This is a genomic window from Ramlibacter sp. (assembly GCF_041916345.1).
Classification (GTDB): Bacteria; Pseudomonadota; Gammaproteobacteria; order Burkholderiales; family Burkholderiaceae_C; genus Ramlibacter.
In genome coordinates, this window is record NZ_JAYRZR010000020.1 from 49299 (window position 1) to 55873 (window position 6575).

The window sequence follows — 6575 nt, forward strand, 5'->3', positions numbered from 1 at the left end:
ATCCATCAGGAGACCGCCCCATGCCCACGCCCTCCCGCCTGCGCCTTCGCCTGCTCGCCGCCGCCCTGCTGGCCGTGCCGATGGCCGCCATCGCCCAGTCTGCCAGCGCCCCACCGGCCAGCGGCGCGTGGCCCACGCGGCCGATCCGCATCGTGGTCACCTTCCCGCCCGGCGGCGCGCCGGACACCCTGGCGCGCGTGCTGGCCGACAAGTGGGCGGCGCTGGGCCAGCCGGTCACGGTGGACAACAAGCCGGGCGCGGGGGGCAACATCGGCGCCGACCTGGTGGCCAAGAGCGCGCCGGACGGCCACACGCTGGTGGTGGGCACCGTGGGCACGCACGCCATCAACGCCGCGCTGTACGAGAAGATGCCGTACAACCACCTGAAGGACTTCACGCCCATCAGCTTCCTCGCGGCCACGCCCAACCTGCTGGTGGTCAACAAGTCGGTGCCGGCCGCCACGGTGAAGGAACTGATCGAGCTGGCGAGGAAGCAGCCGCTCTCGTTCGGCTCCTCCGGCAGCGGCACCTCCATCCACCTCTCGGGCGAGCTGTTCAACACGCTGGCCGGCGTGAAGATGCAGCACGTGCCGTACAAGGGCCGCGCCCAGGCCATCCCCGATCTCCTGGGCGGCCGCATCCAGATGATCTTCGACAACATGCCCTCGGCGCTGCCGCTGGTGAAGTCGGGCGAGCTGAAGGCCATTGCCGTCACCAGCGCCAACCGCTCGCCGGCGGCGCCGCAGATCCCCACCATCGCGGAGTCGGGCCTGCCCGGCTTCGAGGCCACGAGCTGGTTCGCCCTGTACGGGCCGGCCGGCATCCCGCGGGAGGTGCTGCTGCGCATCCACGCCGAGACGCAGAAGGCGCTGGCGGCGCCCGACGTGAAGGAGAAGCTCGCCGGCCTGGGCCTGGAGCCCAACCCGGGCACGCCCGAATCGCTGGCCGCCTTCATGCAGGCCGAGACGACCAAGTGGGCCAAGGTGGTGAAGGATTCGGGCGCCAAGCCGGATTGAGGACTGTCGCGACGGCCCCTTGAAACGGTTTCCGGCGCCCCCAATATCCCGCGCGAACTGGCCGCCCGGTCCGCGATGCGCCGCGGGCCGGGCGGTCCCCGTCCGTCCCCTCAAGGAGGTCCTTCCGCGTGAAACCGTCTGCCCTTGCGCTTGCCGCCGCCCTGTTGCCCCTTTGCCTGTCCGCCCAGCCGGCCGGCTTCGACGTGAGCTGCCTGCCGGCCGCCCAGCAGCAGGAGGCGCTGACGCGCGCACGTGCCATCACCACCGACATCGAGCAGCGCCGGCCCCAGGTGGAGGCGGCGCTGAAGAATGGCTTCACCCTGGCCGACGCGCAGTCGCGCCAGGATGCCGTGACCGTCCAGCTGCGCGAATGCACGGTCGAGGCCCGCCGCAGCGGCCGATCCACCCTGGAAGCCTGCGAGCGCCAGCTGGTCGAACTGCGCGTGCTGGCGGACGTGATCGTCGATCTGTCGAACGACCCGAAGAAGCCGGTCGCGCTGCTGGAGCGCGAGCAGCGCCTGCGCCTGGACAGCCTGCGCACCGCCTATCCCGGCTGCAGCCCGGCGGCCACGGCCCAGCGCTGAGCCCGGCTTGTCCCCCGCGCGGCAGCGCCGCGCGGCGGCATCAGGTATCTTCGACCGGTTCCAAGTACCCGGAGACAACGATGCTCACCCTGCATGGCTCGCCCATCAGCAACTACTACAACAAGGTCAAGCTCGCGCTGCTCGAGAAGGGCCTGCCCTTCCAGGAGAACGCGGTCGGCACCAAGAGCACGGACGAAGCCGTGCTCGCCGTCTCGCCGCTGGCCAAGATCCCCTTCCTCACCACCGACGAAGGCGGTCTGTGCGAGAGCCAGGTGATCCTGGAGTACCTGGAGGCGAAGTACCCGCAGCCGCCCCTGCTACCGGCGGACGCGTTCGCGGCCGCCAAGGTGCGTGAGCTGGTCACCTTCCTCGACTGGCACCTGGAAATCTGTGCCCGCCAGCTCTATGGCGCGGCCTTCTTCGGCGCGGCGCCGCTCTCCGAGGGCAATGCCGCGCGCATCCGCAAGGAACTGGACAAGCACATCGCCGCCTTCAAGCGGCTGGCGAAGTTCTCGCCCTTCGTGGCCGGCGACACCTTCACCATGGCCGACTGCTCGGCCTACTGCAACCTGCCGCTGGTGGGCATGGCCACCAAGGCCGTCTACGGCGAGGACCTGCTCACCGCCGCCGGCGTGGACCACCGAGCCTACGTGAAGTTCATCGGTGAGCGCGCCTCGGCGCAGCGCGTCGCGGCCGACCGCAAGGCGGCCACCACCAAGGGCTGAGGGTGAGCAGCGAGCCGCGCCGCGTCGCGGTCATCACCGGCTCGGCCACGGGCGTGGGCGCCGCCACGGCGCTGCAGCTCGCTGGCCGCGGCTGGAACGTGCTGATCAACTACGCCAAGAGCGAGGCGGAGGCGCGGGCCGCGCAGGCCGCCTGCCGTGAGGCGGGCGCCGACACGCTGCTGCTGCGCGGCGATGTCGCGCAGGACGCCGATTGCCGCGCGATGGTCGACGCGGTGGTGCAGCGCTGGGGCCGCATCGACGCCCTGGTCAACAACGCCGGCCGCTCCGTCTTCGGCGATGCCGCCGCCTGGGACGCGCTCGATGCCGAGGCCTTCCACCAGATCTACGCCGTCAACACCATCGGCACCTTCCAGATGGTGCGCGCTTGCCTGCCGCATTTGAAGGCGGCGAAGGGCTGCATCGTGAATGTGTCGTCCATCGCCGGCGCGCTGGGCATCGGCTCCTCGGTGCCCTACATCGCCTCGAAGGGCGCGATGAACGCGATGACGCTGCACCTGGCCCGATCGCTCGCGCCCGATGTGCGGGTGAATGCGGTGTGCCCGGGCCTGGTCACCAGCCGGTGGTTCGTCGAGGGCGTGGGTCAGGCCGGCTTCGACCGCGTGAAGGCCGGCTTCGAGGCCGTGGCGCCGCTGGGCACGGCCGCCACCCCCGAGGACGTGGCCGACGCCATCACCTGGCTGATCGAGGGCGCGCGCACCACAACGGGTGAGCTGCTGCTGCTGGATGGCGGCATGCACCTGGGCGGCCGCTCGGCGCGGGTGCCCACGCGGTAGGCGCACCTGATGACCCCCGCCGAGCTGCTGCGCCACCTTGACGAAGCGACGCTGTGGCCGGGCGGCTGCGGCCTGACGAACGAAGAAGCCCTGGCCCGCGCGCTGCAGGTGCGGGCCTTGCGCGTGGCCCGCGGCGAGCAGCCGCGCGGCTTCAAGATCGGCTTCACCAACCGCACGATCTGGCCGCGCTACGGCGTGCACGAGCCGATCTGGGGCACGGTGTGGTACACCACGCTGCACCTCTGCGAAGGCGAGGGCACGATCCAGCTGGCCGGCACCGCGCAACCGCGCATCGAGCCCGAGTGCGTGTTCGGCCTACGCGCCGAGCCGCCACCGCGCGCTGACCTGCAAGCCCTGCGCGACTGCATCGACTGGTTCGCCCCCGGCTTCGAGATCGTGCAATCCCATTGCGCCGACTGGCGCTTCACCACCGCCGACACGCTGGCAGACAGCGCGCTGCATGCGCGCCTGCTGGTGGGGCGACGCATCGACGCGGCCGCGCTGCCCGCCGACGCGCAGGCGTTCGATGCCGCGCTGGCCGCCGCCGGCGTGCGGCTGCAGCGCGACGGCGCGGAGGTCGAGCGCGGCACCGGCGCCAACGTGCTCGATGGCCCGCTGCACGCGCTGCTGCACTTCGTGCGCGCGCTGCGCGGCGTGGCGGGTGCACCGGCCTTGCGCGCCGGCGATGTCGTGACCACCGGCACCTGGACGGACGCCTGGCCCGTGCAGCCCGGCGAAACCTGGCAGGCGGCGTTCGACGCGCCGCTCGAACCCTTGACGATCCGATTCGAATGACGCCCCAACACGATCCCGCCCCGCAGGCCTGCCTGGCCGCCACCGACATGGTGGACAGCGACCACCCCGCCGTGCGCGAGTTCGCCGCGCGCCATGCGCAGGGCGCCACCGAGCGCGAGCGCGCCGTGGCGCTGTACTATGCCGTGCGCGACCAGTTCCGCTACGACCCGTACCGCATCGTGCTCACGCCGGAAGGCCTGCGCGCGAGCCAGGTGCTGGCCAACGGCTATGGCTGGTGCGTGCCCAAGGCCGCGCTGATGGCAGCGGCGTGCCGCGCGGTGGGCATCCCGGCCCGCGTGGGCTTCGCCGACGTGCGCAACCACCTGTCGACGGAACGCATGCGCCAGTCCATGACCACCGACGTCTTCGTGTGGCATGGCTATACGGATGTGTGGATCGACGGCGCCTGGCGCAAGGCCACGCCGGCCTTCAACATCGAGCTGTGCGATCGCTTCGGGCTGATGCCGCTGGAGTTCGATGGTACCGGCGATTCCATCTACCACCCCTTCGACAAGGCGGGCAACCGGCACATGGAGTACCTGAAGCAGCGCGGCGCCTGGACCGACGTGCCGCTGGCGCCCATGATCGAGGACTTCCGCGCGGTGTACCCGAACTGGCTGCAGGGCCAGACGACCGCCAGTGCGCTGGCGGGCGGCGACTTCCTGGCCGATGTGGCCCGTGAAGTCGCACGCTGACGCGCCCAGTGACCCGCGTCCCGCGCATCGTGCTGCCGGTGCTGGTGGCCTCGCAGTTCGCGGGCACCTCGCTCTGGTTCGCGGTGAACGCGGTCATGCCCGATCTGCAGCGGGCCTGGGGGCTGCCGCCGGCGGCGCTGGCCACCGCCACCTCGGCGGTGCAGCTCGGCTTCGTGGCGGGCACGCTCGCTTTTGCGCTGCTGATGCTCGCGGACCGCTTCGCGCCGCCGCGCGTCTTCCTGGTCTGCTCGCTGCTCGGCGCGCTCTGCAACGGCGCCATCGCGCTTCTGGACGGCGCCTTCACCGCGCTGCTGGCGCTGCGTTTCGCGGTCGGCTTCTTCCTGGCCGGCATCTACCCGGTGGGCATGAAGATCGCGGCGAGCTGGTACCGCGAGGGCCTGGGTGCCGCGCTCGGCGTGCTGATCGGCGCGCTGGTGCTGGGCACGGCACTGCCGCACGGGCTGCGGGCGCTGGGGGGTGATGCGGCTCTGGCGGTCGGCGGGGCCGGGCCGCTGGCCTCGTGGCAGATCGTGGTGCTGGCCGTCTCGGCGCTCGCGGCCCTGGGCGGGGTGGCGGTGGCGCTGCTGCTCCCTGCGCACCCGGTGCCGCCCGGCCCGCGCGTGGACCCGCGTGCACTGGGCGCGATCTTCACCGACGCCCGCCTGCGTGCCTCGGTGCTGGGCTACTTCGGCCACATGTGGGAGCTGTACGCCTTCTACGTGCTGGTGCCGCTGGTGCTGGCCACGCGGCTGCACGCCACGGGCGTGAGCGCCTGGGCCTTTCTCGTCATCGCGGCCGGCGCCCTGGGCTGCGTGGGCGGCGGCCTGCTGGCGGGGCGCTTCGGCAGCGCGCGCGTGGCCGGGGCGCAGCTGGGTACCGGCGCGTTGTGCGGGCTGCTCGCGCCCTGGCTGTTGACGGCGCCGTGGCCGGTGTTCGCGCTCTGGCTGCTGGTGTGGGGTGTCACGGTGGCGGGCGATTCGCCACAGTTCTCCACGCTGACCGCCCGCAACGCGCCGCCGGCCGTGGTGGGCAGCGTGCTCACCTTCACCAACTGCATCGGCTTCGCGATCTCCGTGGCCACGATCGAGCTGTTCGTGCGCGCGGCGCAGGCGGCCCCGCTGGCCCAGGTGCTGCCCTGGCTCGCCCTCGGGCCGTTGCTGGGCCTGTGGCTGCTGCGGCCGCTGCTGGGGCGCGACGCTCAGCCGCGGGCCGCGGGGTAGCGGCGCACCAGCCAGAGGTAGAGCGCAGCGCCGACGATGAGCGAGCCGCAGGCCACCCACAGGGCGAGCGCGAAGCCGGCTCCGGCGCTGGCGCTGCGGGCCACCGCCACGGCCGCCAGGGGCGGGCCCGCGATCTGCCCCAGGCCGTAGATGGCCGTGAGCAGGCCCATCAGCGGCGTGGGCTGCGCGGGCCGCAGGCGCCGCACCTCCTGCATGGCAAAGAAGGTGATGGCGGTGAAGGGCAGGCCCAGCAGCAGGCTGCCGAGCGCGAAACCGGCCAGGGTCGGGCTCACCAGGCTGGCAGCGACGCCGGCCGCCTGGATGCCGTAGCACAGCGCCAGGCGCGTGCGCAGATCCATCGCGCCGCGCAGGCGCGAGGCGATGAGCGCACCGCCGATCACGCCGGCGCCGAACAGCGGCCAGAACAGATCCAGCCAGGGCGAGCCCGGCAGCGCCTGACGCGCGATCACCGGCAGGAAAGTCGCGGTGACGATGTAGCCGAGACCGGCGAGGCCGTAGGCCAGGGCGAGCAGGGCCACCTCCGCCTGGCCAGCCGCCGGCGGTGCCACGCTGCTGGCAGTGGCCGCAGGGTTGAGCGGCGCAGCGTGCGGCACCGAGGCGGGATCGAGCACGCGCCACACCAGCGCGCTCAGTACCGCCGCGAGCACGCCGAAGCCCAGCCAGCCACTGGCCGCCGGAACCTGCGCGGCCACCAGCGCACTCGCGACCAGGCCGCTCACGACGAT

At 72.5% G+C, this 6575-nt stretch carries 8 protein-coding genes; 7 read left to right on the forward strand and 1 reads right to left on the reverse strand.

The features are described from left to right. Positions 1–20 precede the first annotated feature (20 nt). The 7 genes from ACE3T5_RS07985 (at position 21) to ACE3T5_RS08015 (ending at position 5829) form a co-directional block, all read left to right on the forward strand. On the forward strand, positions 21–1016 hold the full coding sequence (locus tag ACE3T5_RS07985) for a Bug family tripartite tricarboxylate transporter substrate binding protein (protein WP_374666275.1): 996 nt from the start codon (positions 21–23) through the stop codon (positions 1014–1016). 128 nt (positions 1017–1144) lie between these two features. Continuing rightward, the gene (locus ACE3T5_RS07990) at positions 1145–1600 is read left to right on the forward strand and encodes a hypothetical protein (RefSeq protein WP_374666277.1); all 456 of its coding nucleotides are present in this window, start codon (positions 1145–1147) and stop codon (positions 1598–1600) included. A gap of 80 nt (positions 1601–1680) precedes the next feature. Continuing rightward, on the forward strand, positions 1681–2325 hold the full coding sequence (locus ACE3T5_RS07995) for a glutathione S-transferase family protein (protein ID WP_374666279.1): 645 nt from the start codon (positions 1681–1683) through the stop codon (positions 2323–2325). A 2-nt stretch (positions 2326–2327) separates the two neighbouring features. Further along, positions 2328–3119: an SDR family NAD(P)-dependent oxidoreductase gene (locus ACE3T5_RS08000; protein ID WP_374666281.1), complete on the forward strand. Its 792-nt coding sequence runs from the start codon at positions 2328–2330 to the stop codon at positions 3117–3119. A 9-nt stretch (positions 3120–3128) separates the two neighbouring features. Next, positions 3129–3914, forward strand: a complete 786-nt coding sequence (locus ACE3T5_RS08005; protein ID WP_374666282.1) for a 2-keto-4-pentenoate hydratase — start codon at positions 3129–3131, stop codon at positions 3912–3914. Continuing rightward, positions 3911–4609, forward strand: a complete 699-nt coding sequence (locus ACE3T5_RS08010; protein ID WP_374666284.1) for a transglutaminase family protein — start codon at positions 3911–3913, stop codon at positions 4607–4609. The genes ACE3T5_RS08005 and ACE3T5_RS08010 overlap by 4 nt, the downstream gene beginning before the upstream one ends. An 8-nt stretch (positions 4610–4617) precedes the next feature. Further along, complete coding sequence (locus ACE3T5_RS08015; RefSeq protein WP_374666286.1) at positions 4618–5829, forward strand: nitrate/nitrite transporter; 1212 nt, start codon at positions 4618–4620, stop codon at positions 5827–5829. On the opposite strand, the gene ACE3T5_RS08020 is transcribed toward ACE3T5_RS08015, so the two are convergent. Beyond that, on the reverse strand, positions 5808–6575 hold a 768-nt coding region (locus ACE3T5_RS08020; protein ID WP_374666288.1), incomplete at its 5' end, for a YbfB/YjiJ family MFS transporter. The two genes, ACE3T5_RS08015 and ACE3T5_RS08020, sit on opposite strands and share 22 nt — an antisense overlap.

Bases quoted from the DNA above. Each gene is read 5' to 3' on its own strand.
- ACE3T5_RS07985 (WP_374666275.1), top strand. From the start codon at position 21: ATGCCCACGCCCTCCCGCCTGCGCCTTCGCCTGCTCGCCGCCGCCCTG.
- ACE3T5_RS07995 (WP_374666279.1), top strand. From the start codon at position 1,681: ATGCTCACCCTGCATGGCTCGCCCATCAGCAACTACTACAACAAGGTC.
- ACE3T5_RS08005 (WP_374666282.1), top strand. From the start codon at position 3,129: ATGACCCCCGCCGAGCTGCTGCGCCACCTTGACGAAGCGACGCTGTGG.
- ACE3T5_RS08010 (WP_374666284.1), top strand. From the start codon at position 3,911: ATGACGCCCCAACACGATCCCGCCCCGCAGGCCTGCCTGGCCGCCACC.